At 62.0% G+C, this 26,198-nt stretch carries 31 protein-coding genes; 23 read left to right on the top strand and 8 right to left on the bottom strand.

The window, feature by feature from the left end:
- The first annotated feature begins 238 nt into the window (after positions 1-238).
- The 23 genes from HAP47_RS22940 to HAP47_RS22830 all read left to right on the top strand — a co-directional run bounded on the left by HAP47_RS22940 (position 239) and on the right by HAP47_RS22830 (position 17,813).
- Positions 239-850, top strand: a complete 612-nt coding sequence (locus tag HAP47_RS22940) for a GIY-YIG nuclease family protein (protein WP_092114231.1) — start codon at positions 239-241, stop codon at positions 848-850.
- The gene (locus tag HAP47_RS22935; RefSeq protein ID WP_173642658.1) at positions 847-1,443 is read left to right on the top strand and encodes a GcrA family cell cycle regulator; all 597 of its coding nucleotides are present in this window, start codon (positions 847-849) and stop codon (positions 1,441-1,443) included. The genes HAP47_RS22940 and HAP47_RS22935 overlap by 4 nt, the downstream gene beginning before the upstream one ends.
- Positions 1,440-1,679, top strand: coding sequence for a hypothetical protein (locus HAP47_RS22930; protein ID WP_173642659.1), 240 nt, complete (start codon positions 1,440-1,442; stop codon positions 1,677-1,679). The genes HAP47_RS22935 and HAP47_RS22930 overlap by 4 nt, the downstream gene beginning before the upstream one ends.
- Complete coding sequence (locus HAP47_RS22925) at positions 1,676-2,032, top strand: LexA family protein (RefSeq protein WP_173642660.1); 357 nt, start codon at positions 1,676-1,678, stop codon at positions 2,030-2,032. Before HAP47_RS22930 ends, HAP47_RS22925 begins: the two co-directional genes overlap by 4 nt.
- On the top strand, positions 2,029-2,652 hold the full coding sequence (locus HAP47_RS22920) for an MT-A70 family methyltransferase (protein WP_173642661.1): 624 nt from the start codon (positions 2,029-2,031) through the stop codon (positions 2,650-2,652). The genes HAP47_RS22925 and HAP47_RS22920 overlap by 4 nt, the downstream gene beginning before the upstream one ends.
- Entirely contained in the window at positions 2,649-3,530 is an 882-nt protein-coding gene (locus HAP47_RS22915) for a GP88 family protein (RefSeq protein WP_173642662.1), read from the top strand. The genes HAP47_RS22920 and HAP47_RS22915 overlap by 4 nt, the downstream gene beginning before the upstream one ends.
- Positions 3,531-3,547: 17 nt before the next feature.
- On the top strand, positions 3,548-4,108 hold the full coding sequence (locus HAP47_RS22910) for a hypothetical protein (RefSeq protein WP_173642663.1): 561 nt from the start codon (positions 3,548-3,550) through the stop codon (positions 4,106-4,108).
- A 45-nt stretch (positions 4,109-4,153) separates the two neighbouring features.
- Positions 4,154-4,342, top strand: coding sequence for a hypothetical protein (locus tag HAP47_RS22905; RefSeq protein ID WP_173642664.1), 189 nt, complete (start codon positions 4,154-4,156; stop codon positions 4,340-4,342).
- Between the two features lie 5 nt (positions 4,343-4,347).
- Positions 4,348-4,920 carry a hypothetical protein gene (locus HAP47_RS22900; RefSeq protein ID WP_173642665.1) on the top strand — a complete coding sequence of 191 codons (573 nt, stop codon included), beginning with the start codon at positions 4,348-4,350 and terminating at the stop codon, positions 4,918-4,920.
- Positions 4,917-6,029, top strand: coding sequence for a DNA polymerase III subunit beta (gene dnaN, locus HAP47_RS22895; RefSeq protein WP_173643162.1), 1,113 nt, complete (start codon positions 4,917-4,919; stop codon positions 6,027-6,029). Before HAP47_RS22900 ends, dnaN begins: the two co-directional genes overlap by 4 nt.
- Before the next feature lie 3 nt (positions 6,030-6,032).
- On the top strand, positions 6,033-6,260 hold the full coding sequence (locus HAP47_RS22890) for a hypothetical protein (protein ID WP_173642666.1): 228 nt from the start codon (positions 6,033-6,035) through the stop codon (positions 6,258-6,260).
- Complete coding sequence (locus tag HAP47_RS22885; RefSeq protein WP_173642667.1) at positions 6,257-8,182, top strand: DNA cytosine methyltransferase; 1,926 nt, start codon at positions 6,257-6,259, stop codon at positions 8,180-8,182. Before HAP47_RS22890 ends, HAP47_RS22885 begins: the two co-directional genes overlap by 4 nt.
- Before the next feature lies 1 nt (position 8,183).
- Positions 8,184-8,990, top strand: a complete 807-nt coding sequence (locus tag HAP47_RS22880) for a hypothetical protein (RefSeq protein WP_173642668.1) — start codon at positions 8,184-8,186, stop codon at positions 8,988-8,990.
- Positions 8,987-9,340, top strand: coding sequence for a hypothetical protein (locus tag HAP47_RS22875; protein WP_173642669.1), 354 nt, complete (start codon positions 8,987-8,989; stop codon positions 9,338-9,340). The genes HAP47_RS22880 and HAP47_RS22875 overlap by 4 nt, the downstream gene beginning before the upstream one ends.
- Complete coding sequence (locus HAP47_RS22870) at positions 9,337-10,020, top strand: hypothetical protein (RefSeq protein ID WP_173642670.1); 684 nt, start codon at positions 9,337-9,339, stop codon at positions 10,018-10,020. Before HAP47_RS22875 ends, HAP47_RS22870 begins: the two co-directional genes overlap by 4 nt.
- 202 nt (positions 10,021-10,222) lie before the next feature.
- Entirely contained in the window at positions 10,223-11,314 is a 1,092-nt protein-coding gene (locus HAP47_RS22865; protein ID WP_173642671.1) for a DUF7146 domain-containing protein, read from the top strand.
- On the top strand, positions 11,311-12,630 hold the full coding sequence (locus tag HAP47_RS22860; RefSeq protein WP_231168342.1) for a DNA-methyltransferase: 1,320 nt from the start codon (positions 11,311-11,313) through the stop codon (positions 12,628-12,630). The genes HAP47_RS22865 and HAP47_RS22860 overlap by 4 nt, the downstream gene beginning before the upstream one ends.
- A complete protein-coding gene (locus HAP47_RS22855; protein ID WP_231168996.1) occupies positions 12,627-14,054 on the top strand; it encodes a DnaB-like helicase C-terminal domain-containing protein in 1,428 nt (475 codons plus the stop codon). Before HAP47_RS22860 ends, HAP47_RS22855 begins: the two co-directional genes overlap by 4 nt.
- Before the next feature lie 324 nt (positions 14,055-14,378).
- Entirely contained in the window at positions 14,379-15,206 is an 828-nt protein-coding gene (locus tag HAP47_RS22850) for a hypothetical protein (RefSeq protein ID WP_173642673.1), read from the top strand.
- A 9-nt stretch (positions 15,207-15,215) separates the two neighbouring features.
- Positions 15,216-15,878, top strand: a complete 663-nt coding sequence (locus HAP47_RS22845) for a hypothetical protein (protein ID WP_173642674.1) — start codon at positions 15,216-15,218, stop codon at positions 15,876-15,878.
- Positions 15,879-16,135: 257 nt separating this feature from the next.
- Entirely contained in the window at positions 16,136-17,035 is a 900-nt protein-coding gene (locus HAP47_RS22840) for a hypothetical protein (RefSeq protein WP_173642675.1), read from the top strand.
- Between the two features lie 203 nt (positions 17,036-17,238).
- The gene (locus HAP47_RS22835) at positions 17,239-17,463 is read left to right on the top strand and encodes a hypothetical protein (RefSeq protein WP_173642676.1); all 225 of its coding nucleotides are present in this window, start codon (positions 17,239-17,241) and stop codon (positions 17,461-17,463) included.
- Complete coding sequence (locus tag HAP47_RS22830; RefSeq protein WP_231168341.1) at positions 17,460-17,813, top strand: HNH endonuclease; 354 nt, start codon at positions 17,460-17,462, stop codon at positions 17,811-17,813. Before HAP47_RS22835 ends, HAP47_RS22830 begins: the two co-directional genes overlap by 4 nt.
- 655 nt (positions 17,814-18,468) lie before the next feature.
- Here the strand turns inward: HAP47_RS22830 and HAP47_RS22825 are convergent.
- The 8 genes from HAP47_RS22825 to HAP47_RS22790 form a co-directional block, all read right to left on the bottom strand.
- Entirely contained in the window at positions 18,469-19,326 is an 858-nt protein-coding gene (locus HAP47_RS22825) for a DUF4435 domain-containing protein (RefSeq protein ID WP_173642677.1), read from the bottom strand.
- Complete coding sequence (locus HAP47_RS22820; protein ID WP_173642678.1) at positions 19,323-20,804, bottom strand: AAA family ATPase; 1,482 nt, start codon at positions 20,802-20,804, stop codon at positions 19,323-19,325. The genes HAP47_RS22825 and HAP47_RS22820 overlap by 4 nt, the downstream gene beginning before the upstream one ends.
- Before the next feature lie 269 nt (positions 20,805-21,073).
- Positions 21,074-21,412: a hypothetical protein gene (locus HAP47_RS22815; protein ID WP_173642679.1), complete on the bottom strand. Its 339-nt coding sequence runs from the start codon at positions 21,410-21,412 to the stop codon at positions 21,074-21,076.
- A 92-nt stretch (positions 21,413-21,504) separates the two neighbouring features.
- A complete protein-coding gene (locus tag HAP47_RS22810; RefSeq protein WP_173642680.1) occupies positions 21,505-21,876 on the bottom strand; it encodes a hypothetical protein in 372 nt (123 codons plus the stop codon).
- Positions 21,877-21,912: 36 nt separating this feature from the next.
- Complete coding sequence (locus HAP47_RS22805; protein WP_173642681.1) at positions 21,913-22,185, bottom strand: hypothetical protein; 273 nt, start codon at positions 22,183-22,185, stop codon at positions 21,913-21,915.
- A 187-nt stretch (positions 22,186-22,372) separates the two neighbouring features.
- A complete protein-coding gene (locus HAP47_RS22800) occupies positions 22,373-22,684 on the bottom strand; it encodes a hypothetical protein (protein ID WP_173642682.1) in 312 nt (103 codons plus the stop codon).
- 83 nt (positions 22,685-22,767) lie between these two features.
- Positions 22,768-25,128 carry a DUF3560 domain-containing protein gene (locus HAP47_RS22795; RefSeq protein WP_173642683.1) on the bottom strand — a complete coding sequence of 787 codons (2,361 nt, stop codon included), beginning with the start codon at positions 25,126-25,128 and terminating at the stop codon, positions 22,768-22,770.
- A gap of 129 nt (positions 25,129-25,257) precedes the next feature.
- Positions 25,258-26,160, bottom strand: a complete 903-nt coding sequence (locus HAP47_RS22790; protein WP_173642684.1) for a hypothetical protein — start codon at positions 26,158-26,160, stop codon at positions 25,258-25,260.
- Positions 26,161-26,198: the final 38 nt, after the last annotated feature.

Genomic DNA, 26,198 nt, shown 5'->3' with positions numbered 1-26,198 from the left:
TACGGGCCGCGCGGGACCGCGGCACCATCTCAAGCTTGGAATTCTTCGTGACCAACCTTCTATCCATCACGGCCGTCGCTATAGCTCGCGCGTGCATCAAGCTCTCCGATTTCCATCGCGTCCGTCGGGACGTTTGGATCGACCACGCCGAGTTCTGGTCTGACTTCAACAGGTGGCTGCGCCTCGGTGGAGCCAAGCCGTTCACCGATATCCGCGCTGACCGGAAGGCAAGGAACTCATGATCGGACGTGTTTACTTCGTGGAGTCCAACGGTCGCATCAAGATCGGGTATTCACGGAATGTCGAGGGGCGCGTCCGCGAGATGCAGGTGGGTTCTTCCGCCCGCCTGAACCTCCTGTGTGACGTATCCGGCAGTCGGTCGTTCGAGCGCGCTATCCATCTCGCGCTAGCAGCGCACAGGAAGAAGGGAGAGTGGTTCGACGATTGCAAGGAGGTTCGCGACACAATTGCGAACATCCAGCGGTCTGGTTACGCAGCAATCGGGTTTACCGACGAGCCGGATGTCAACGAGACCTCACTGAGTCCGGCGAAGAAGGTCACTCGCGCCATCGTCAGGCAGGCTAAGGTATTCAGAACGAGAAAGGAGTTCGCTGACGCGGTTGGCTGTGCAAAGAGCACGGTAGACAATTGGAAGTCCGGGAAGCGCTCGATCGATATCGATGCCGTCATGCGGTTATTCGATACCGAGCACGATGTCGAGTTTTTCGAGGCGCTCTGGAATTGCTTGCCTGAGCGGGTACGCGAGCGGTGGCTAGCTCGGCACCGTGCCAATCCAGTTTACGACGGCATCTATGTCCGCCGCACCGAGCTTCAGGTGCCAGCGCGATGACCGTACCTCCCACCTGGTCTGAAGATCGCGTTGAACGGCTCAAGAACCTTTGGGCGTCCGGCATGTCATGCTCGCAGATCGCTGCCGAGCTCGGCAATGTCACCCGCAATGCAGTGATCGGAAAGGTCCATCGCCTTGGACTGCCTGGCAGGGCAGACGACCGAAGGGCGAAGGCCATCGAGGCGAAGCGCGCACCGCGATTGGGTTCGCCGATGCCCAAGCGCACTAAGGTTTTGCGGGCTGTTCTTTCCAATCCGAGCTCCGCGGAGGCGAAGCAGCCCGTGGACGACCCCACCGCGGGCTACGCGAGCGCATTCGACGCCAGCGTTGCAGTGGAGCGCCGCAAGGGGTTGCTGGACCTTCGCGACGGCGATTGCAAATGGCCGATCGGCGATCCCACGACGCCTGACTTCTTCTTTTGCGGTGATCCGGCTGTGTCGGAACTGCCGTACTGCGGTCCCCATTGTCGCGCGGCCTATCAGAGCGCTGGTCAGCGCGAGACCCGCATCACGCCCGAGGAGCGCGCCCGGCGTGTCGCCTTGGGACAGCGTATGGCCGCGATGAACCGCGCGAAGAGGGCGGCAGCATCATGAAGCCAGCTGCCTCGACAATCATGAAAGACTACGCCCGCAAGGAATGCGTCGTGTCCTTGATGACGGTCGAGCATGCCGGCGGCAAAGACGTCGCCGCCATGGTGGTTGATGCACACCTTCAGGCCATCGCCGTCTATCTCATTGGGTCGATCGGCCGTCAGAAGGCCTACAACGTCTTTGCCCGTTACGCCGATGAGGTGATCAAGCCGACCCTGCCGGCTGGAGGCCCAGAATGATTGGGCTGACCAACGTCCAGGCACAGTGCGTCGAGTTCGTGCGGCACCGGATCGATGCCTGCGGAGCCTCACCTTCATACCGTGAAATTGCAGACCATCTTGGCATTCGAGGCCGTGGCACGATCTCGCACTTGATCGACAGCATCGTGGAGCGCGGCGCGCTGTTACGGGAGCCCGGGAAGGCGCGAACGCTCAGTGTTCCTGAGCCCGGCATCGGCGACGGCCTTGTTGTCCGCCCGGTGCCGGAGGTTCGACGGGCAATCCGAGCCTACGCCAAAGAACATCGGATCTCGGAGCGCACGGCGGCCGAGGAAGCGTTGCGCGCATACTTCATGGAGCCGACTGCACCATGAAGGACTTCTTCTTCGACCCGCTGCCGATGTTTGGCTTCGATATCTGCATCGTCGATCCGCCGACGGAATTCGAACTCTATTCCTCAAAGGGGAACAAGAAGTCGGCGTCCGCTCAGTACGACATCTTGTCGTGGGACGAGCTTGGACAACTGCCGGTTGGTCACCTGGTTCGAAGCAATGGTGTCGTCGGTCTTTGGGCTTGTCCGCCGACCCTCGACAAGTCGATGTGGCTGCTGAAGCGCTGGGGCGCGCTCTACAAGACCGAGTTGGTTTGGCCGAAGGGGCGTGTCGGTACCGGGTACCGCGCCCGCGGGATGCACGAGTCCGTGTTGGTCGGGGTCTTCGGAAACGGAGAGCAGATCCATGATCCATTCTGGGGTGTGATCAAGGGCAAGGCCCGCGGCCATAGCCAGAAGCCTCGCGAATTCTACGAAATGATACGCGAGCGCACGCCTGGACTGGCGCGCTGCGACCTTTTCTCGCGCGAGACGCATGAGGGGTTTGTCCCCTGGGGCAACGAGGTCGGCAAATACGACGACGGCCGCCGGCCTGAGCGCCGGCAGAAGGAAAAGATAATTGCCCCGACGCCGCTGTTCGACATGCTCGAGGTCGCGGCATGAGGGCGCGCACTATCGACCACGACCAGGTGAGGGCGCTGCACGCGGAGAACCTGACCGTTCCGCAGATCAAGGCACGCGTCGGCGGATCGCCAGCCTATCTCCGCCTCATCATCAAGGGGAAGGTCGGCATCAAACCGACGAACATTTCGCGGCAGTCCGCACTGTCGCTGGCCGGTCGACCCGCGAGGATCCCAGCGTTTGACACTCCCGCGATCGTGGAGGGGCGGACGGTCTATCGTTCGACCGTGGTCGACCCGGGGTCATACGCTTTTGACGTCCTCAAGAGCGGCTTCAATAGCTCGAAGATCGGCAAGGTCGTCACCAAGGGCCGCTGGAAAGGCTTCCCGATCTACACCCTGACGCTCGAGGAGCGCGCGACGTGCCCGCTATCCTGCCGGCATTGGCGTTCCTGCTACGGCAATTCAATGCAGCACGCGCACCGGCTCGCCCGCGGCGCCGCGCTGGAGGCCCGGCTGGAGCAGGAGGTCCGAGCGCTCGGCCGCAGGCATCGCCGCGGTTTCGTGGTGCGGCTTCACGTCCTGGGTGACTTCTATTCGGTTGCGTATGTCGCGCTTTGGCAGCGTCTCCTCGCCGAAGTGCCGCAGTTGCACGTCTTCGGTTTCTCTGCGCGCTGGGATGCCGAGCGCGATCCTATCGCCGCGGCGCTCGTACGCCTGGTGTTGGCGAAATGGATTCGCTTTGCCATCCGTTTCTCCGATGCCCCGATCGACGAATGCTCGACCGTATCGGTTGAGACGCCGCTGCAGGCACCAGCGGAAGCGATCGTTTGCCCTCAGCAGCTCGGCCGGACCGAGGCATGCGCGACTTGCGGCCTCTGCTGGCAATCGAAAAGGCCCGTCGCCTTCATCACCCACTGACAACGAGAGGAACCCCAATGTCGAAGCCCAACGAACCTGCCCAAGCCGCCCTCGATTCCGCGAACCTTTCACGTATTCGCAACGCGCAGGCAGAAGCTGCCGCGCAGAACGAGGTCAATAACACCGCGAAGAATAAGTTGCGCGGGACATACGCCCAGACCCAGGCGCAAGGCCTGCATAACGAAGCTGCCAAGCTGGCGCTGGAGCTCGTCGAGGGCGGTGACGAAGCCATCGACGCGTTCTGCGAGAAGGTCAGCAAGGCCGGCGTTTACGTCGGGTACCTCGGCAAGGTGCTCAGCCCGAGGCAGTTCGAACTGTTCGGCATGGCCGGCGTCGGCCCGACGCCCGAGGACGAGAGGGCAAAGCTGGAGGGCCGCGCCGCCGGCTTCCGTCTCGATAGCGAGCCCGGCTCCAAGGAAACCGACAACCCGTACGAAATCGGCTCGCTCAAGGGGCAGGCATGGCTTTCCGCGTTCCGCGATGCGCGCTCTGAGCGCGATCACGTCCTGTCGATGCCGGCGCCGGTGACCGAAGGCGAGAGAGCCGGAAGCGGCGATGACGAAGAAGGCAAAGCCTAATCGAGACCCGCAGCAATTCCGCTGCCGGAAACAAGAGGACAGAGAATGAAGCGCAAACCGTTTCTCTACGAACTGAGCAATGCCGTGAAGATGGTCGAAAGCAACGAAGAGGGCACCGTCATCGGCCGTGCCGAGTATCAGGACCACATCAATAGTTACTTGGTCCGGTACCGCGCCGGCGACGGCCGCCAGGTCGAGAACTGGTTCGACGAAACCGCGATCAAGGCTGCCTGATCGCGATGAAGATCCTGGGCTTAGATATCGCAACGACAACGGGCATCGCGCTGCTCGACGGCGATCGCTATGTCTTTGCCCGGGCCTTCCATTGGGAAGGCAAGAATTCGGGGCAGGTGTTCCGGCATTTCCGGAAGACGCTCTACCAGATCATCAAGGACAACGCGGTCAACTACGTGGCCGCGGAGGAACCGCTCCGCACCGACATCGAGCTCAAGGGCAAGCCGACCGAGGAGAACCCGGAGCCGGAGTCGACCCGGCCGCCGATGAAGACGTTCCTGCGGATCTACGGTCTGTGCGCGATCGCCCAGGAGACCTGCGCCGCCCATGACGTCCCGTTCATCTACGTCAATCAGGGGACTTGGCGAAAGGCCTTCACCGGCTCCGGGCGGGCGACGAAGGACACGTCGCTCGGCTTTGCTCAACTGATCGACAAGACCATCACCTCTTACGACGCTGCCGAAAGCCTCGGTGTGGCCTGGTGGCTTCGCGGCCACCTCGATCCGCGCTTCGCCGCGCCGCGTGGCGATCTCTTCGAACCGACACTCACCCCATCTCGAAAGGAGACCCCGTTTTGAAAGCCGTCATGGAACAAGCCGCGCTCGCAAAGCTGCTCGGCCGCGTCGCGCGCGCCGTTGAACAGCGCAACACCATTCCAATCTTGAGCAACGTCCTGATCGATATCAGTCAGGATACGTTGAGCGTCAAGGCCACCGACCTTGACCTCGAGGTCATCGACTCGATCAGTGCCGAGGTGGCTAAGAAAGGCAGCACGACGGTACCGGCCAGGCTCTTCCATGACATCATCCGGAAGATGCCCTCCGGCTCGCAGGTGGTGCTGGAGCAGACCGGGGACTCTACCGCAGTCGTCAAGTCGGGCCGCTCTCGGTTCACGCTGCAGACCTTGCCGGTGAGCGATTATCCGAACCTTTCGGCCGATGACCTCAATGTCAGTTTCGCCGTCGCCGGGAAGGATCTGCGGCGGCTGGTCGATCGGGCAGCGTTCGCGATCTCGACGGAAGAGACCCGCTACTACCTCAACGGCATCTATCTGCATGCCGTGAAACAGGGAAATGTCGCGACACTGCGAGCGGTCGCCACCGACGGTCATCGCCTCGCCCAGGTCGAGTATCCCTTGCCGGAGGGAGCCGCGGACCTGAAGGGGATCATCGTGCCCCGGAAAACGGTCGGCGAAATCACGCGTCTCTTTGACGCTGGCGAGAACGAAATCCTCGTCGAGGCCTCCAGCAGCAAGATCCGATTCTCAGCCGGCGACCTGGTGCTGACATCGAAGCTGATCGACGGCACTTTCCCGGACTACGGTCGTGTTATCCCGGTCAACAACGACAAGAAGATCGCGGTCGTCTGCAAGGACATGCTCGCCGCCACCGATCGCGTCGCAACGATCTCCAGCGAGAAGGGCCGCGCCGTGAAGATGAGCCTCGGCGCCGGTAGGATCACCCTCAGTTGTCAGAACCCGGACGCCGGCACCGCAACGGACGAGTTGGAAGCGGAGTACAGCGGCGACGCAATGGATATCGGTTTCAACAGCCGATACCTGCACGACATCTTCACGCAGATCCAGGGCGATACCGTGAAGCTGGATCTCGGCGACCCGGGTTCGCCGGCGCTGCTGTGCGGCACCGACGAGTCGATCCTCTACGTCCTCATGCCGATGAGGGTGTAGCAGATGGCGGTCATCAACCACGATGAGCGCAAGCTGGAAGCCGAACTGCTGCGCATTTTCAGAAGTCACGGCGTGTCGGCGCTGAATATCGAAGGTGTCCAACACATTGGCCTCATCTCAGTCCGCCAAGTCGGAGACAAGGGCGGCCCGTATGTGCCGGGCGCGCCCCCGAATTCGGTGGCGATCGCGGTACCGACGTTGGTGCGGAACATCTTGGAGGCGCTGAGTTGAGCCGCCGCAAGATCCTCGTTGCTGACCTTCTCTGCGGCGCCGGTGGTTCGTCCACCGGGTGCGCGCGGGCTCTCGCTGAGCTCGGGCTCGAGATGGAATTGGTCTGCGTCAACCATTGGGGCGTCGCGATCGAGACGCACAAGAAGAACCATCCGCTCGCCCGTCATTATTGCGAGGATATCGCCGCGGTGCGTCCGCACATCATCGTGCCGGAGGGATATCTCGACCTGCTGATGGCGTCGCCGACGTGCACCCATCACTCCGTCGCGCGCGGCGGCAAGCCGACTTCTGACCAGCAGCGCTCCGACCCGTGGCACATCATCACCTGGCTGACGGAACTTCGCGTCAAGCGGTTGATCATCGAGAACGTCTGGGAATTCATCGGTTGGGGTCCGGTCGACGCGCGAACGGGCAAGCCGATCAAAAGCCGGAAAGGCGAGTATTTCGCGCTCTGGATCGACACCATCCGCCGGCTGGGTTTCGACCCGGAATGGCGGAAGTTGAACGCCGCCAATTACGGTGACGCGACCACCCGGCAGCGGTTCATCCTGAAGGCGCGCAACGACCGCAAGATGGTCGCCTGGGCGCCGCTGACCCATGCCAAGAGGGCCGAAGATACGTTGCTGTTCCCGGGTATGAAGCCGTGGAAGCCGGCCCGCGAAATCATCGATTGGGACATCAAGGGCCGCTCGATCTTCGACCGGAAGAAACCCCTCGCGCCGAAGACGCTGGCCCGCATCTACGCCGGCGCCGTCAAGTTCAATTGGCCTGAGCCGTTTCTCGTCGTTCTGCGCAATCACATGAGCGGCCGGAGCCTGGACCAGCCGCTGCCGACCGTCGCGGCCAACGGCACTCACATCGCGCTCGCCGAGCCGATTTTGGTGAAGCAGAACTTCAGGCGGGATGCGCAGTCCGTCAATGACCCGGCGCCGACCGTGATGACACAGGCTCGAATTGGGCTCGCCGAGCCGCTTGTCCTGGCAACCGGTAGCGGCGCGGCCCGTCCAGCGAACGATCCGTTACCCACAATTACCACGGGCGGCGCTGGATCTGATGACCCAGGCTGCGCGCGGCCGATGCTGGTCGAGCCGTTCATCCTCAACCGCCACGGCGACGGCTATGCGGAGTCTCGGGCGCATTCGCTGGGCGATCCGGCGCCGACTGCAAACTGTGACGGTGGCGGGTACCTGGTCGAGCCGTTCATGCTGTCTCGTCATGCCGGCGGAGCGCCGCGATCTATCGACGACCCGACGCCGACCCAGGTCGCGAAGCAAAGCCACGTCCTGATATCGCCGTACTACGGTTCCGGATCCGGCGAGACCTGCAAGAGCGCCGAGGAGCCGCTGGACACCGTCACCTCCAAAGGGCGGTTTGGCATGGTGGTGCCGGTCACGCACACCCAGGGCGGCAACGCAACTCGCGATCTTGGCGACCCGCTGCCAACCTTGACCACGGCGAAGGGCGGCGAATTCGCCATGGTCATGCCTGTCACTCATCACGATGGTAGCGATCGCGTTCGCGATCTGGGCGAGCCGATCCCGACCGTCACGACAGCCAACCGCGGCGAGCTCGCGTTCATCGCGGCCCAGTTCGGCGAGCGGCAAGGGCAAGCGCCGCGCGTGCACGACATCGCTGGGCCAACCCCCGCCATCACCGCCACCGGCCACATCAACCTCGTCGAGGCGACGCCGCAGTACGACATCCTCTTCCGGATGCTGGAGCCGCACGAACTCGCCGCGGCGATGGGCTTCAACGAAGACGAGGCCGAGTACGAGTTCGCCGGTACCAAAACCCAGAAGATCAAACAAATTGGCAACGCCGTTTCTGTCTCGCTGATGAAGGCCGAGGTCTCCGCGATCATGTCGGATGCTGCCGTCATGCCTAAATCCGAGGCGCCGGCGAAACGTCGCGCGAGTGCCTGACATGGCAAAGCCGAAACCATTCGCCACTGAAGTTGATCTGTGCAAGCGGTTCATCTCCTCGCTGCCCGAGGGATGGACCGCTTACGCCGAGTGCTGTGGCTGGGACATTCTGCTGGTGCGGAATGCTGACGGTTTCCAGATCGGCGTCGAGGCGAAGCTCCGGCTCAACACCGAGGTGATCAGCCAGGCGCTGGAGGAATACGGCGCCTTCTACGCCGATCACCCTGGCCCGGATTGCCGAGCCGTTCTCGTGCCGTTCGATTCACAGGGTGGGTTCGACCGCATCTGTCGCTATATCGGCCTGACCATCATCTATGTCCGGTCGGAAGAGCAGGTCAAAGCTGGGACGAGTTTCGGGTATCGGCCGAAGTCGTTCGAGCCCGGGCTGCCAGGCGACCAGCACGGCACCAACGCGAAGGAGTGGCACGAGTGGGCGCCGGCGAAGCGGCACACGCTGCCGGATTACGTGCCCGACGTTGCCGCCGGCGCGCCGTCGCCGGTGCAACTGACCAGCTGGAAGATCGCTGCCATCAAAATCGCGATCATCCTTGAAAAGCGCGGCTTCCTCGTCCGCGCCGATTTCAAGCACGTCAACATCGACCACCGCCGCTGGCTGCCGTCCGGAGCCAGCTGGCTGGTGCTGGAAAACGGCGTTTACCGCGGCGCGCCAAGCTTCCCGGATTTCAAGGCGCAGCACCCGCGCGTCTACGACCAGATCGCGGCCGACTTCGATCGCTGGAAGCCGGCCGAGCCGCTGGCGCCGTCCGAAGCCGCCGCGTCCGAACCGAAGCAGGAGAGTCTTCTGTGACCGATCGTATCGGATGCTGCATTCCGGGGTGTGGCCGCACCTTCAAGCGCGAAGCCGGCGACGCCGAGGACGTGATGATCATGTGCGGTCGTCACTGGCGGATGGGCGACGTCGCCATGCGGAGCCGCCACAAGCAGTTGCGCGCGCGGGCGAGGTGGTTTGATCGCCGGTATGGCAAGCGCGGCAACGCGATCGAGCGGTCGCCGAAACGCACCAAGTTCTTCAGCGCATGGCAGCGGACTTGCACTGCCTGCAGCGCGCTTTGGCACCGCATCAAGGACGATGTCGTGATCAAGGCAGCATTCGGCGCCGAAGACGCGCGCCGCAGGCGTCGAAAGGAAGTGGCGTGACGATTCACTATCACGGCACGCCGTTGTCTCCGCGGTCTGAGCTTATGAAGATGGCCGGCAAATGCTTCTGTGTGCCGTTCTCAGATGCGCGCGATGCAGAGACCTGCGTGGCAATCGGACAGGCGGTGATGTTCGACAACGGTAAGTTCGGCGCGCACACTCGCGGAGCGACGATCGACACGGCGAAGCTCTATGCCTGGTTGGACCGGTTCCTGGGCCACCCACATTGGGCGGTCGTCGAGGACGAGATCGACGGGACGGTCGAGGAGCAGCGCGCCATGACTGCACGCTGGCCGTTCCCGAGGCAGTTGTCGGCACCGGTGTGGCATATGGCGCTGCCGATCGAATACCTGCTCGAATTGGCCGACGGATGGCCGCGGATATGCTTCGGCTCGACGAGCCAATATTGGCAGGTCGGATCGGATCTGTGGTGCCGCCGGGCTGACGAAGCGTTCAACGAGCTCTCGAAGCGTCACCGGCACTTGCCGTGGGTTCACATGCTGCGTGGGATGTCTCTCGCCGGCGATCGCTGGCCGTTCGCTTCGGTCGACTCGGTCAACGTCGCCCGCAACTTCAAGGATTTCAATCACTGCCCAGAGCGGATGGCACGACGCCTCGACGCCGTCCAATGCGGCGGCGTGTGGGTCGTTCAACCTCAGCAGCAGGATATGTTCGCGTGAGGAACAAGAACGGATATCGCGGGGTCCGGAAGAGCAGTGGCGCGTGGCGCTCGAAGCCGTACTTCGCGCGGCTGCGAGTTGACGGCGAATTTGTCTATTCCCCGCGGTGTGCCACTGCGATTGGAGCGGCCATCGAATACGACACGTTGGCGCGCCAGGCGCACGGTTCCAAAGCTGTCCTCAATTTCGACGGGAGGCGGTCGTGACGCGCGAAGACACCGCCGAGATCAAGAAGCGGCTGAACGAGCAGTTGGAGCGCGTCCTTGACCATTTCTGGAAGGGGTACAAGACGCGCGGCAAGATCGCGTATCCCGCTCCCGGCGTCAAAGGCGACCTCGGATCGTTTCAGGTCTATCTGGCGACGGTCGGCAAGTACACGCGCGGCTCATGGGTGCGCAGCTCGGCCGGCATTGGCGGCGACGAGATCAATCTCTTCGCCTACGGCCTGACCGGAAGTCACAAGGCCGATGCCGAGGTGTTTGACCGCGCCCGGGAATTCGTCGGGCTCGATCGCGCTCGTGAGGAGACGCCGGAGGAGCGGCGACGGCGCGAGGACAGGGCGGCCGAAGCCGCAGCGAAGCGGGCGGCGGACGACCAGCGTGCCGCGGAGCACGTCCAGGCCCGTCAGCGGAGCGCTGCCGAGATCTGGCAGGAGGCCGTGCCGATCGTCGGCACGCACGCCGAGGCCTATCTCCTCGCCCGCGGCATTCCTGTGCCGCCCGGCGGCTGGGATGACTGTCTCCGGTTTCACGGGCGCGTGCTGTACGACCTTGATGACCGGTTGGCCTTTCCCACGCTGGTCGCCCGCGTCGACGACGTCTTCGGGGACCTAACCGCCATCTGGAAAGTCCACCTTGATCCGGCGAAGGCCGCAAAGGCGCCAGTCGATAAGGCCAAGATTGGCGCTGGCGCGGCCGCTGGCGGTGCCGTGCGGATCGGCGGCGTCGCGGCTCATATAGGTCTCGGGGAGGGGCTGGAAACCTGTCTCGCCGCGCGCGCGCTGATCAAGTATCGGCGCCCGGTCTGGGCCGGCCTCAGCACCAGCGGCGTTGCAGGACTCGAGCCGCCGATCGAGGTGGAGAGGATCACGTCTTTCCCGGACGGCGACAAGCCGTGGCGGCGCCAGGATGGCGACCTGGTTCTAGCCGAGCCCGCCGGCCGCGCCGCGGTGCGCAAGCTTCATGAACGCATGGTCGCGATCGGCAAGCTGCACGACAGCCAGCCGGAGCCGCGCATGCGGACCGACTATCTCGACATCTGGAATGCGCGGCGACGCGTGGAGGCCTCAGCTTGACGGTTCGAATTCTCAATGGTGATTGCCGGGCCGTCGTCCGGCTCCTGCCTTCCAACTCGGTGCACGCCTGCGTCTGCTCGCCGCCGTACTTCCGCCTCCGCGATTACAAGATGGCTGGCCAGATCGGGCTCGAGAACTCGCCCGAGGCCTATATCACGGAGCTCGTCGACCTCTTCCGGGAGATCCGGCGCGTTCTGCGGGATGACGGCTCGCTCTGGATCAATATCGGCGACTGCTACGCGGGATCCGGCCGCGGCGGCAATCCTGCCGCGGCGTCCTCGACGCTGCTCGGTACGCTGCAGTCACAGGAAGCGTCCATGGTGGTGCGCCAGAACTGGGAGATCGGCGCGAGTGCAAGGATCGCGGCGCAGACCGAGCGCGGCAGCCGGTTGCCGGCGGGCAACCATGCGAAGGCCCAGGGCGACGGAGCGATCGGCCGCGCCTGGGAGCCGCCGCCGGCTGGGCTTAAGCAGAAGGATCTCATTGGAATCCCGTGGATGCTGGCCTTCGCGCTCCGCGCCGACGGCTGGTGGCTCCGCAAAGACAACATCTGGGCGAAGCCGAACGGTATGCCGGAAAGTACGCGGGATCGGTCGACGAGCGCGCACGAATACGTCTTCCACCTCGCGAAGTCGGAGACCTACTACCATGGTTATGAAGACGTCAGGCTACCGGCGGCGCCGGAGTCGGTAAGCCGATTGGCGCGCGCGATGCGGGACAAACTCGGCAGCGAGGGCGCGCTTGTCGTGAGTGGCGACGGCTATGCGCCGGAAGGGCAGCCGCCGCACTCCGGCGCCCGCAAACGCGATCGACGGCGCGGCCACGGCCGGCGTCATGCCGGCTTCAACGATCGCTGGGACGGAATGTCGGTGGCGGAGCAGCGCGCCAACGGCGCCGCGCTGCGGTCGGTATGGTGGGTCGCGCCCGGCGGGTTCAACGACGAGTTTTGCATCAAGTGCCGCAGATTCTACCCGAGTGCCGAACTGGGCCGTCTCCGAACCGAAAAGATTGAACGCGAGGGCCGCAAGCTGACGCTCCGCTATTGCGAATGCGGCTCCCACCATGATTGGCTGAACCATTTTGCCGTGATGCCGCCGGAGGTCGCCGCGGTTTGCATCCTGGCCGGCGTGCCGCCGGGTGGAACCGTGCTCGATCCCTTCGCCGGCGCCGGCACCACCGGACTGGTCGCGGACCGGCTCCAACGCGACGCCATCCTGATCGAATTGAACGCGGACTACGCCGAGATGGCGGCCAAGCGGATCAGCGCCAGCCATCCCATGCTGACGTCGGTCGAGCTCGAGGCGGTGTCGGCATGACCAAGCGTCCCGTCGCCACACCCAATAAGCCGACGCAGAATGTCCGCGCCGAAGAGGCGATCATTGGAAAAATTTTGGGGTCGGCCGAGACATTCTGGGCCGTCTCGGATCGAGTGTCGGCGGACCAATTCACGCTGCACCACCACCGCCTGATCTTCTCCGCGATCGAGGAATGCTGCCTCAACGGCGCGGGCCCCACACTGTCGCTGCTCGAGTCCAAGCTCCCGACCGAGTTTGAAGGCGTCGGCGATACCGAGGCTGTGCTACAGATCCTGATCGAAAAGGCCGCGGACGTCAGCAGCGCGCTCGATTTTGTCGACGACATCATTCTGGCGTGGCGGGAACGCGCCCGCATACAACTCGGGAAGATCGCCACAGCGCCCGACAAGACCTTCGATCAAACGCGCCAGGAACTGGACGACATGCTCCGCGTGGTCGACGACCACGATCGAGTGCGACATGCCGTTGCGCTCGGTGACGCTGCCGGCAACGCGATGGCCAAAGCAGGGGAGGCCTACGAGCATCAGGGCAAGCGCGCGGTCGGCGTGCTCACCAAGATCCCGGAGTTGGACGAGGTTCTCGGGCCGATCGTCGGCGGAACGACTGTCACGCTGGCTGCGCCATCTGGCCACGGCAAATCGGCCTTGATGGCGCAGATCCTGCGCGACAACGCCGGTCCTTCGCTGGACGAGACGAGCATTTTCCCGGGCTTTTCGCTCAGCCTCGAAATGTCCGCGGAGCAGATCGCCTATCGCGACATCGCTTCGTTGTCCGGCGTCTCGGTCAAGAAGCAGATCAGCGGCGACTTCAATCAGAAGGAATTTCTCGACATCCGGCGGGCAAAGGAGCAGCTCGAGTCGATCAGGGTTTGGGTCCAAGACCGCAGCCGGATGACGATCAAGCAGATTGGCAACGAATTCAGGAAGGCAAAGCGCCGGTACGGCGTGAAGCAGTTCTGCATCGACCACTTGAAGCTGGTGGAGCCCGAGCAGGAGCATTGGAACGTCGTCCGAACCGTCGAATATGCCTCGGCCTATACCAAGGATCTCGCCAAGGAATTGGATGGTGTAGTCTGGCAACTCGCGCAACTGACCCGTGAGGGACAGCGCGCGCCCAGCTGGAAATTTGGCAGCGGCGATATCTACGGCGGCGGGCTCATCGTCGAGAACAGCGACATCATCGTTGGCCTGACGATCCCCAAGATCTGGCTCCGCGACAACGAGCCGGAGCCGGCATCGGAAGACAACCCGAAAGGCCGTGAGCAGCGCGATCGATGGCTGAGGGAATACGACATCTGGAAGGACAAGGCGGCTTTCGCCGTTTTCAAGAACCGCAGCGGCACGGGGTGCAAGTGGAAAAAGATCGACTTCAACGGCCCGCGAATGCTGTTCGGGGGGCTCGGCGGGGAAGATATACCGTTCTGACCTGCGGCACGGGAGGGATTTGGACGGAAGCCGGACTTCGAGTCCTAGGGGCGTACTCATAAACGCCAGCGGTCCGGCGTCTGCCTCCGGAGAATAAACGGACATCGCGAAGCCACGTCGAAATCGATCGAGAATGACCCAAGCAGTCGTTGTTCGAGCCGGATGATCTCGCATTGCAGCATCTAGTCGGCGTCTTGTTCCCTCGACGTTGTTGGCCCAGTGCGATCTACTCGCGGTTGCATTAATCAAGACGCCCGTGCAATCATTGGTTGGCATCAGGCCGGCAGTGCTCTGACAGGATACTGGTGCGGACGGGAAAGACCCATGGTGGACTACACCAGTCATGATCTGAATCGCGCTGCACACATTCTTCAAGCCTTGAGGTGGCACGGGGAGGAGGAGCGCCGTCTTTGGGAGACCGAACTCGAGGAGGGACTTTCTATCGCCGACCTCCAGGCGAACGCCGAACAATTCTACGATGACGTGGATCTACTCGAGTCTTTCCGCCTCGATTATCCAGCCGTACTCCTCGGTGACAACAGGGTTTTCGTTCCGGTCGCTCTTTCAGAAATCATTGCACCTAAAGCCTTGCAGGCCACCCTGACGGCTAGCTACCAGCGTCGCTCTCGTCCCGGCCCCTATTGGTTTTTTTTCCGGTATTTGCTCCGTTTCATTCCCCGCCCTTCTTTGCGCAATATGCTCTCCGAAGCGATAAAGAGAGGAATGGTGCGCTTCGGTGACGGCGCAACGATGTTATCACCTGCCGAGGCGCGGGAGACGTTCTTTCAGCGAGCGTGCGAGTTTTTGGCTACGCGCATCGCGGGACGGCGCAGCTTTCGCGGGGGGGAGCCTCCGGATGGGCCCGCGCCCGAACTCTCAATGCGTAAGTTCATCGGCGGTCCGCCAACCAAGGTGGCCGGCTGCATTTTCTCCGTTCACACGAAGTCGCCCGGGCTCTCTGCATATTGGTCTGGCGCCTACTTGATCTCTTCGAACTATCATGGTGCGCCAACCACGCCGGCAAGGGGCGTACTTCAAGCTGGTACTTACGTTTTCGGCGTAAGCGGCGGCGCTTACGGCAACACCGTACAATGGGACCAGAATAAGGTCTGCACTCTTCCAGGAACGTCCAGCGTCACGCTCGACTATTGAGGGCACACGATGTTCAGCGGGAAATACGGTCTTTTCGCAACCACCATAACAATCGCTGCGACGCTATTTGCGGTTTTCAGCGTTCTTTTGATGAAAGCGGTCGGCAAGGTTTCGCAATGGACGTTCCTTGCAGATGATTCCCCACCCTTCATGGTCACCGCTGGCGCCCGCGCTCTTGCGATCGCCCTGATTGCTCTAAGCTTTATTTTTATCGACAAGAGCAATTACGGTTGGTTCGGGGGCGCGGCAGTGATCTTCGCTTTTCTCATGATCATCTTCATCGCGCGATTCGACCGTATCCGCAGAGCTCACATCTGCAAGGTGCCTCTGCTTGAAGACGGTCACCAGAAAAGAGGTTGGTTAGGTTCGCTCAAATGGCAGGTGGTAGTGATCGGAAGCGAGATCGATATGAAGCCGCAGGCAGCCACGCACTACCAAAAATTTGGTGCGGGATCGCTCTGCAAATTCCTCAGCGGCTACGGCCGGAACGAGGTTAACAATCCCGAGGCGATCTGGACCAAACAAACGCTTGCCAGGATCAGCAGCCACATGACGATCCTGCTGATCGGCATTCTCCTTTGCGGCGTCATGGCGCTTTATCTTGCGGCTTCGGCGGTCGAGGTTCACCAACGCGTTGCCCCAACTGGCGCCACACCAACGCAAACGCAATAAATCGACTTGGCGGCGACGCGCCGCCTCAATGGGTGTTGGAGTCCTGTGAGCTGTGTTTGCGGCCGCTTCTGGCCCCAAACCGACATGCCGTGGTCACCCGGCGGTGTCCGGGGGTAGGGCCGACATGGCGGATTTGTGAGTACGCGCCTAACGGAAGGCGTCGCTGTTCGACGGTGGACGGCGCACCAAGTTCCCGCTTGCAATCGTAGACAAATCACCTCCACGAAATCTATTCGTGATTCTGCGTGGAGGATGGAATGTCTCAAGCACAGATCACGGATGTCGCGACAGTACACGTCGACAAAGAGCGAGATCGCCGCGCCCGTGCCTTCCAGCGCGATATACGGCGGGCCAAGCCGATGCGCTCGTACGCCGGTCTCTCGTACGACGCACAGATTGTGCTTGAGGAAGAGCGCGCAAGGGCGCGCCGTATTGGCGAAGCCGGCATCGAATGGGCCACAGGCTGCGATACTCCGACAACCCGCCTGGTCACGGAGTATTTCCGGACAAACAAGCTGTTCCAGCAGGGATATCAGCATGCGGCGGCGCGGGCCGCCGATCTATTGAACATTCTTGGCAAGCCGCTGACGAAGAAGGAGCAGAAGGCGAAGGACGAGGCGGACCGTCTTGCCAGCGGCAAGCGCAAGCACGTCATCCCGGATCCCCAAAACCCGTCGCTCAACGTGATGGTCGACACCGTCCGCGCATCGCACCTCAATTTGACCGAGTCGAAGAAGCGCGGCGCCGCGGATCCTGAAGACAAGCTGCGCCAGAGCGCCGCGGATCGTTTCCGACGCGACTTCGACCTCGCTACCTTCCACGGAGCGCGCGGCTTCGCGCTGCAGGACAAGGTCGATGGAGGAGGCGGCGGGTCGCCCTCGCACACCATCGCACTCGAGGCCAGCGGGCGTCTCAGGGAGGTCGAACGTCGTCTCGGCGGGCGGCAGTTCGATATCCTGCTCGTCAGGATTGGGCTCGAGTGCAGCAGCGAGGACGTCCGGCTGCATGGCGGCGAGGAGCACCGCACCAACAATTCCGACTTCCGGATCGCGCTGAACGCGCTCGTAAAGCACTACGAGGGCGTCGAGATCATCGACCGGACATGGGACGCGGTGCGGCGGCTGAAGACTGCCGCCGGCATGGGCTTGCGGAAGTAAGGGGCTGAATCGATGTCGCTCGGACGGTTCGCCCCCAACAAGCGGGAAACACCGCTGGAGACCAAGCAACGGGTTTGGCGCGAATACGGTCTCCTTCTGGTTGACGTCGACAAGGACCAGATGACCTGGGATCAGCGCGAAATGCTTCGCTCGATGGGCCGGAAGATGTTCGGCCCGAGGCGCAACGAGAAAAGGAGCGGTCGATGAGCCGAGAGAGCAGGCGGGAGCGGGCCTTGAGTTTGTTCGAGGAATGGAAGAGAGATCCGGACGCGTTCAACGAGCGCTATCGAATTCCTATGACGCTTCAGTGCGGACAGGACCCGAAGGTTGGAGCACTCACCTCGATCGCCAACCATGTGCTCGGCAGCGGTTATGTCGTCCAAGAAGTCATCTGCGCTGATCCGATCCTGTTCCTGGAGCCGGTATGACCCGCATGACCCGCGCCCGTATCCCGACGCTCGGCCCACGCGTGCCGACGCTCGACACCCGCAAAGTGAAACCGCCGCCGAAGCTGGCCGACCCGCATTACCAGACCGCCGAACACAAGAACTGGGCCGAGCAGGTAAAGCGGCGCGCCGGCTGGCGCTGCGAATATGTCGAGGATGGCGTGCGCTGCGAGCGCAGCCGGGAGTTGGGCGACCAGATGTACGCGGATCACATCGAGGAGGTCCGAGATGCCCCTTCCAAGGCGCTGGACTTGTCGAATGGGCATTGCCTTTGCGCCAGTCATCACACTCGAAAAAGCCACCAAGCTAGGGCAGCTAGGATGTCGCGGTGAGAGCGGACCCATGTGACCTGCACGAGATGATTGCGGCCGGCCACATGATTGCCCGCGGCATGTGTGCAATTCACTATCGCAGATGGAGAAAGAAAGGCAGCCAAGAGCCGCGTCGGTTCCAAATGACACTGGTGATTGTGTGGTGTCGGATTTGGGCGCCCGCGGTCGCCGAGATCGCTCTACTGCGAAATGCGCTACTGCAGGCTTTATTACTCAAGCTCGCTGGACGGAACGCAGATCAACGCCGCGCGCGGTGTCCACGAACCGCAATCGCCTGGAGTGTCGTTATCATCGCTCAACTCGGCACGGCAGACTGATTTACGTCGTCTGCCGTGAAGGTGATAGCCTGAACGCGAGAGAGCAGCAGGGCTTCTGCGAGGGATTAAACATCGCCAGTGTCCTGTCCCCGGACAAAGAGCTGGAGACATTAAGTAAGAAAGAGTATGGCGATGAGTAAGTATCAAAATGTGCTGGCGGCCTGGCTTTGACTGCGGCGGTTGTTTGCCGATGGGCGCAGTATCTGTTCGGGCTCGGCGGTAGCTTTTAGAAAGCAGCCAGCCCTCTCGAAAACAACGGAAGCCGGCTATCTTTTAGTGAATTGTGTTGAGGAATGCTACTAGACCGTTAGGTACTTCGGATTTCGACGCAAGAGCGCCTATCGTGATCCCGCCGGAATTAACTCCCTTGGGACTGCCGATTTTGGTGAAGTGTTAGATTTCTCGGCCGCTCGATCGGCAGCGAGAAGATCAAGCCATTTCATGAAGAACAGCAGGTTGAACTTGCCGCGATAGCGCTTTTGTGGATTCAACTTTGGGAACTCGGCTTTCAACGTATCGAACTGCTCCAAGCTGACCTGCTCATTGAATATGACGACTTGCTCAGGCCCAACAGCAATAGGACTGACGCTGTCCAGGGCGACCAGCGCGACGTTGTTTATCCGCGTAGGCAGATGTTTTTGGAGCGTGAAGCCGTTTTTTCTGGCGATGAATAGGCGAAAGTTTATTGCTTCTGTAGCAGTTAGAAATTCAGTTAAGCGTTGGTCGAAGACGGCGAGGCAAGCATTGCGGATCTCGGGTTCCGCATGACAGTGGAATTCGTCTTTGAGAAGTTCTTCCAGAACTTCTCGCGTAACGAGATAGTTTTCGACAGAGTACTGATCTGTCGCGAAGGTTGTGGCAGGGTCAGGATCGAACCCTCGAAAGTCGTCAAAATCTCGGTCGATGAAGAAATAGACGCGAGCTGCGAGGCCGCCTAAATCGCGCCTCAGCATCTCTCGAAACTCAAGGACTTGCCGCTTTCCACCGCATGGGAACGGCTCATAGACAAGGTCAGAGCGAAGCCGCTTCACCCACTGAAAATAGGCTCCCTTGTCTAAATCGCCTTCAAACGCAAAGACGAGACAGCCAGGGCTTGAGCTTCGCACTGATGCGAGTTTCGTCTTCAAGACTGCTGGGCGATCTCGTGCGGCTCTTAGTTTATTGACATAGGCGTCCTGCGAAACGGGAAGTGTCATGTGTTGTCAGGCTCGAAATCTTCAGCGACTTGCGATGCCCGCTCAGCATCGACGGCGGATGTAAGCGGCCGAGCAAACGGCTCAAGTGAGTTGTCGAATACAAATGGTGAGTGAGTAATTGCCACGACTTGGCGGCACAAAGGAGCCTCAACAATGTCGACAAGTATTTGGCGCTGCCAGTCGAGGGAGAGCGATAACTCCGGCTCGTCGATCAGTATGATTTTCTCTTTGGGGTATAGATAAAGCTTAGCGAACAGCGAGATCATCTGCTTTTCGCCTGACGAAAGGGAGTTCAGTGGGATTTTTCTGTGCGCTTCGAGACTGTCGACCGAGATCGTAAGGTCTCGCCTGCTGAGCGTTAGAACCTTGCCGTCTATCTCTCCGCTGGCTGGAGACCCAAGAAGGTCTCTTCCGTGCATTGTTGTGCTGATGTCGACTGAAGACATGTATTTATTGCAGTTGTCGATGAAATCGCGGACCAACGCTTCAATTTCTCGCGTCGATTGGACGACGCTGTTTAGCTTGCCTAAGAAGTACCGAAGGAACTTATTGCTTTCTTGAGATATGCCTCCCGTGCCTGTGTAGATCTGGGCGATGTTAGGAATAGACAACTCGAAATGTGGACCATAGTGGCGCCTAGTCCGGTCGTCTTTGAGCCGGGAGAAGAATAGCTCCAGCTCTGCACGATCTGGAATCTCGTCCTGCATTGGGTCAGCGCGATCGAACTGCCCGCTGATAAGCTCGTTGATGATACTTGCACTGAGTTCCCGGTAACCCAGGCTTGAGTCCGTGACGATGCGTTGATTGAGGTCGGATAGCCGGTCAACAACATCCGATAGGCCGAATTGGATATCGCCTGAATATAAGCCTGACCTCTGAGCAGGCAGAACCTGTTTGCGCATGCGGCCGTAACGGTCGGGGCGAGCAGGTATTGCCAGCTCGATGCGCCTGTAGGTCGGAAGATACACAACCTCGACGTTTTCCATTGCACTGCGCAGGAGCTTCAATGTGGAAAGTATGGTCGGTACTTCGCTGTGCAGAACTTTCGTTAGCCTATCGCAGAGAGCGCGGACGTTTGCATAGCTATGGCCATGCTTTTGCATGAGGGTGGAAGTAACTTCATCGTCAAGATATACGCGATCTGTATCCGAATCGTGTTCCTCAAGATGCAAGTACAGCATCGACGTCTCGATTTCGAGCCGACGAGATTCTGCCTCGACTACTGCGTTCGACGTATACTTGGAGACTTCTTCACTTGTTAAAACAAGCTCGTCAGACAAGCTTCGTAGCTTGCAGCGGATGCTGGAGAACTGGAGTTCTTTAAGCCTTGAGAACTGCCCTTTTAGAAACGCATCCAGCGCTGCCAGGAGGGTGGTTTTACCGGAGCCGTTCTTAGCTATTAGAAGCGTCGCCGCGTAGTCTGACTCTAAAGAAATAGAGCGGTACCCGTGGAGACCCTCAATCTTGAAATATTGCACGATTGAGGGGGCTGAGGCGCTGGCGGATACGGTGCCTACCGTTGGATCTCGATTGGGGGGCTACAACGTAGAGTTAATATTCGGGCACCTTACAAGGAATCGGCCGCTGATCAAGGACACCTAAGTCGAGTTTCCAAAGGTAAGGAAATGTGCCCACAATGACCAAGAAAAGCGGAGATACGGCGGCGAAGAGGCCTGATGGCCGTCCCGTTGGTACGCTTTAGCGTAGTCCTAGGAAACCGGCGCACAAGCTGGGAGCTTTACGCGCATCAGTCCTCGAGGTCAGCATCAGCCGGCATCTGCCGAAGCTTCTGGTAGGGGAATTCGCCGAGCTCGGGGTGCAGCCGATCTTGCTGGATCATTGCCGCGGCCGCCATGCGGGCGGTGCCGAGGCCACCGGGCAGTGTCAGCAACGTCAGCGCGATCGGCACCCACGTCGGGATATCCTGCACCTGGCCGTCGTCCTTCTTCTTCCCCCATCGGTTCACCGTGACGAGGTTTTGGCAGAACACGCGGGCGAATGATTTCCGGTTGAGACCTTGGCGCTCGAGCTCGGCATCGAAGTCGGCCGCCGAGATCTTGCGGTGGACAAATCGGGGTGGTGACATCTCAGGATCCTTTCCGGTTGGGCACATTCGCCCGGAATCGGCTGTAGCCGAGGGGGTAGCACAAAATCGATCGTAGCCGGGAGTCCCGGCGATCAGGTGTAGTCGAGCGGATGGACCTGGCGCTTGCCGACGGTCATCACCGGCGGGATGACGGCTCCGCGCTTGATCGCAGCCAGCCACTGCGCCTCCGTTCCCGTGAAGCCGGGCGCGGCCTCCACATGGTGGTCGGCCAGCCACTTGGCCAAGGCCTCGGGCGAGGCGCACGGCGGCGAAACCGGTGTGCCGGCGCTGGTGGTCTCGTATAGCTGCCAATGCGTTCGCTCCGCGGCTGGCCAGGCCGGCATGCTGCGCGCGGGATCGGGCGAGGGCGCATCCGGGCCGGACTCGAGCAGCGGGACATATCGGCCGCCGGAGTTGCGGGGGTGCTGCCAGTCAGCGGGCACTTGCCTGACGGTTCTTGACATAGCAATCGCCTTTCAAAATAGATCGTATCCGGGGGATCAGAACAGCGAGCCTTGCGCGGGCGCCGGCGGCTCAGGTTTAAGACGTCCGAGGTGCTCGACCGTCTCGCCTATGATCTGGTCGCGATCATCATCGATCAGCAGCCAACCATCATCGCCGCCCGCTGGATCGTAAACCACGAAGTCACCGCCCCAACGCTTGAAGATGCGTTCGGCCACCAGGCGCACGGCCGCGGGAACGTCCGTTGCGGCGTCGAACCCGGCCCGCGTCACGATCTTGAAGCCGGCCGCCGTCAGTATCTGTTCGGTCATGTTCGCTGGCCCTTCGCTCGTTCAAGGGCCGCTTGCACCTCCCAAGCCTGATAGATCGCCCCTCGGGCTTCCGTAAGCTTCTCCCGAACCTCTGGCCGCAATCGCTGGTCATTCGAGTCCATGACGCGCGTGAGGCCGTCCAGGAGCCGGTTATAGGTGTCCCAGTGGAAAGGGTGCTTGCGTGCTGTCACCGCCGCGCCCTCGCGGCTGCATGAACCTTGCGGGCGAGCTCGTCGCGGATCGCGCGGCCAACGTCGGAGTCCTCCATAGCGGTCAGCCAAAGGCGTTCATCGTCCTGGACGACGGCCGCCGCGGCTTCCTCCAGCCTTTTGCCGGCCATGAAGTGCGGCGCCACGCGGGCAATGAAGGTCTTTTCGTCGTCCGTCAGCTGTCGGCCCGGAGCCGGCGGCGCAGCGAAGGCACCTCCGAGCGCTTCGAGGACGCCGGCGCGCGCGCCTTCAACGGGACCGGAATAGATTTCAGTCTTCTTGGCCGTCATGGGTGAACCTCCGTTCAAATCGGTCGTAGCCGAGGGGGTGATGGGAAATCGATCGTAGCCGGGGAGGTGGGCGCAGCCGGGGGCTATCCCGGCGGCGGCCCATCGATCACGACGAGCGCTGTGTTGACCATGGTACCGGCGGCCTTGAATGACCCCGCGGGCAGAGGGCGGAATTCCACCGCCATCGGTTCGAGCTTCGCCCGCTGGCGCGGACCGTCGGCGCAGATCGCGACGAGCCGGCCACCAGGCTTCAAGAACTTCCGGCCATGCGTGATGTGCTTGATGTCGGCGCCGTTCTCAAATGGCGGGTTCATCAAGACAATGTCGAAACGCTCGGCCGGCGGGTCGAAGTCCAGGAAGTCGCCGCAGTGGACGAACGTGCCGGGGAACGCTGCGCGCAGGTGCTCCGAAAGTTTTGCGTTGATCTCGACCGCCACCACCTGCAGACCATCGGCGCAGTTGCGCGCAGCTTCGATCAGTGCGCCCGTTCCGGCGCTCGGCTCCAAGATGCGCTGCCCGGGCCGGATGTCGGCCGCCTCTGCCACGTCCGCGGCGAGTTCGCCCGATGTCGGGAAGAGCTGAGGCGCAACGACGACTTGCACGCCGCCGCCTTTCAGCATCGCCCGCATGGCCTCGAAACTATCCGCCGCCGTCGGCGCGGGCAAATCGGCCGTATCCGGGACCGGGGCGAGAACGCGCGGCCGAAGGTCCGCCGGCACGGCCTCGGCCTCGAACGGCACGCCAGCCAGTCCGCAGAACTGCCGCCAGGCGGTCGCCTCGTCGTCGCACCAATCTGTAACGTGCTGGCCGATGCCAACACGGAATTTGCCGAGTCCGGTGATGATCTCGGCCCCCGCGCGCTGCGCCTCCGCCTTGGCATCGCCGAGGCGCCGCGGCTCTTCCGCGGGCGCAACCGGGACCAGCGCCGCCACGGCCTCGGGCTCGTCCTGGGCCTCCCTCTCGCCCGGTGCGCCGATGATCTCGGCGACCGTTGCCAGCATGGCGTCAAGATCAACCGCGGGCGGCGCGACATACTCGGCGACGAATTCGGCCGGCTCGGTTGGCTCCGGTGCTGGCGCGATCTTGGGCGGATCGACCCGCTTTGCATCCGTGATGTAAACTTGGACCTTCTTCCAGTATTCACCGGGCTTCGGCATCTGGCGGACGCGGTGCGCGCTGTGGGTCTCGGTCTCCTTCACTTTGCCGATATAGTGGAAATCCGAGAACTGCGGGCGCGCCTTCCATTCGGCCTCCGTCATCTCGCGGAATCCTTCGCCGGGATAGTTGCAGATCGGCGGGAGCTTGGCGGCGGACTTCGCCGCGGCGACGTTCTCCGCGCTCGGCGGCCGATAATCGCTGATGCTCTCCACGCTCCATTGCGCGCGCTTGGAGCGCGAGCCAGTCGGCGCGGTCGTCGTCATGCTGGAAACCGAACCGTTGGCGCCCTTGTTGACCTTCAGCACGGTAAGCCACTCGTCGCAGCGGCTCGTCTGCACCTGACCGCCGACCGCGAAGGCGAAGCGGTCCGCAAGCGGGTTGGCGGTCGCCTCCGCTCCGATCTGCTCGGCCAGCATCGCCCGTTCATAGGCCAGCCGGTTGTCATAGTGCGCAATCCAGCGGGCGCGCCGAGGCCCGGAGCGCTCCAGGCTCGGAATCGCAATCGCGGCGGCCTGCGCGGCGGTGATGACGTTCCCATCAATCGCCGACCAAAGGCCCATTGGCCCCTCATATTGCGAGGCTGGCGGGTCGCGCGGATAATCGGCCAGCGGAAACGACATCGACCAATAACCGCCGACATTCGCCACGGCCAAGCCGGCCGCGCGCTGCTTCTCGGGGTCATTGATGCCGGCGACGATTTGCCAGGCCTTCAGCTGCCTTTCGGTCTCCGCTTGCTGGCGCTCCACCTTCCGCTTGTCGGACTCAATGCCCTTGATGCGGCGATGACGCACCGCCGGCAGTTCCTTGTATTTCGCATGAGCGATTGCGCCGGCCGCGCGCGCAGTCCAATAATTCGAGGTGTCCCAGAGCCTGACCGCCTTGCGCATGTTGCTGTGTATGCGCTCTTGATCCTTGCGGGCACGCTTCTCGCTGTGGTGCCCAACCAAAATAGGCTGCCCCCCATAGAAGCGCTCGGCGATCTCATCGGACACTTTCCGCGCGCTCTCGGCTTCCGCCAAGCGCTTTTCGCTATACCCCTCGAAGCGGTCGGCGCGCTGCTCGGCGCGGTCGGTCAGCGTGGTGTCTTCGTCGCCGATCTCGCCACACATCTCAATCAGCAAGTCTTCGGCGCCGGGGCTCCAGGTTGGTTTGACGAACAGTTCTTGACGCGGCGCCCACTTGAAGCCGGCGGCCTTCACGCGCGCGTAATCCTCGGCGTCGAGCCGGTGCGCCGGATAAAGCCGCAGCTTGTTGTCATCGGGCGAATAGGTGGCGGAATGCTGCATGTGTTTTCATCCTTTCAACTTGCGCACAATCGCGCGGGGCTGCTTCTCTAATTTGTGTCGGCCGAATCTGTCAATCGTGTTTGCAAAATCGGCCGTAGCTCGGGGATGGAAAATCGATCGTAGCCGGGACTAGTGCGCAGTGCCGACGCGCAGGAGTGCCAAGGCGTGATACTCGCTGCCCTCGGCGGCCTTGGCCTTTACGAATGCCTCGGCCTCGTCGTCGCGGCTCACGCCGTTGCGGACAAATATTGAAGACTCGGCGTCCGCCTGAATCTCAAGCGTGCCGGTGTCGCTGTTCTCGAACAGGCCCCATCCTTCCGAGCAAGCGCGGTCATCCTGCCCGATGAATCGCGCCGCGGGCGCAACCGGAAGGCCGGCGGCCGCTCGGCGATAGGCCTCGGCCGCCTCGTCAGCGTCGGAGACCGCTTCCGCAATCGTGCCGTCCTCGTCGCTGAACATGCCGCGCATCTGGTCAATCTGATGGGTGCAGGCGTCGAGCGCGCCGGCCAGGTCGCGGGCGATCTGGCGCCAGTCCTGCGCAGGCGCAACCGGGACTGTGCCGCCGACAATCTCCAATTCCTCGACCCGGAAGAAGTCGCCGCGCATTTCGCCGACGCGCTCAAAATAGGCTTCCGCTAGCTCGTCAGGATCGGCCGGCTTGTCCTCGTCCATCCGTGCGGCCCAATTCTCGGCCGCGATCTCACGGCGCCAGGCGCGCGCCGTGTCGCTGTTAGGATAGAGGCGCGTTTCGTCGCCGTGCCGGGTTTCATGGGTAGCCACGGCGAGCGGTGGCAGCGTCACGGTCCGCTCTTCGATGATGCAGGGGCCGTCAACGGCATCTTCCCATAGCTCGCTGATATTGTCCGCCGTCGCGGCCTCGACCGCGGCCAGGCGCTCGGGGGTCCGCTTGAGGATGTCGCGCAGGCTCGTGCGGACATATTCCACCGCCTCGGACTGCGTGGCGTGCACCGTGGTTTCGGTCCCGCAGTTGTCGCCCTCAGTGGTGCAAGTCCAAATCGTGATTGTGCTCATTGTGATGATCTCCTTTCAAAAACAACCGTAGCCAAGGG

Source organism: Bradyrhizobium sp. 41S5, from assembly GCF_011516665.3.
Classification (GTDB): Bacteria; Pseudomonadota; Alphaproteobacteria; order Rhizobiales; family Xanthobacteraceae; genus Bradyrhizobium; species Bradyrhizobium quebecense.
Note: the sequence above shows the minus strand (reverse complement) of the source record. Positions and strands in the feature narration are given on the sequence as shown.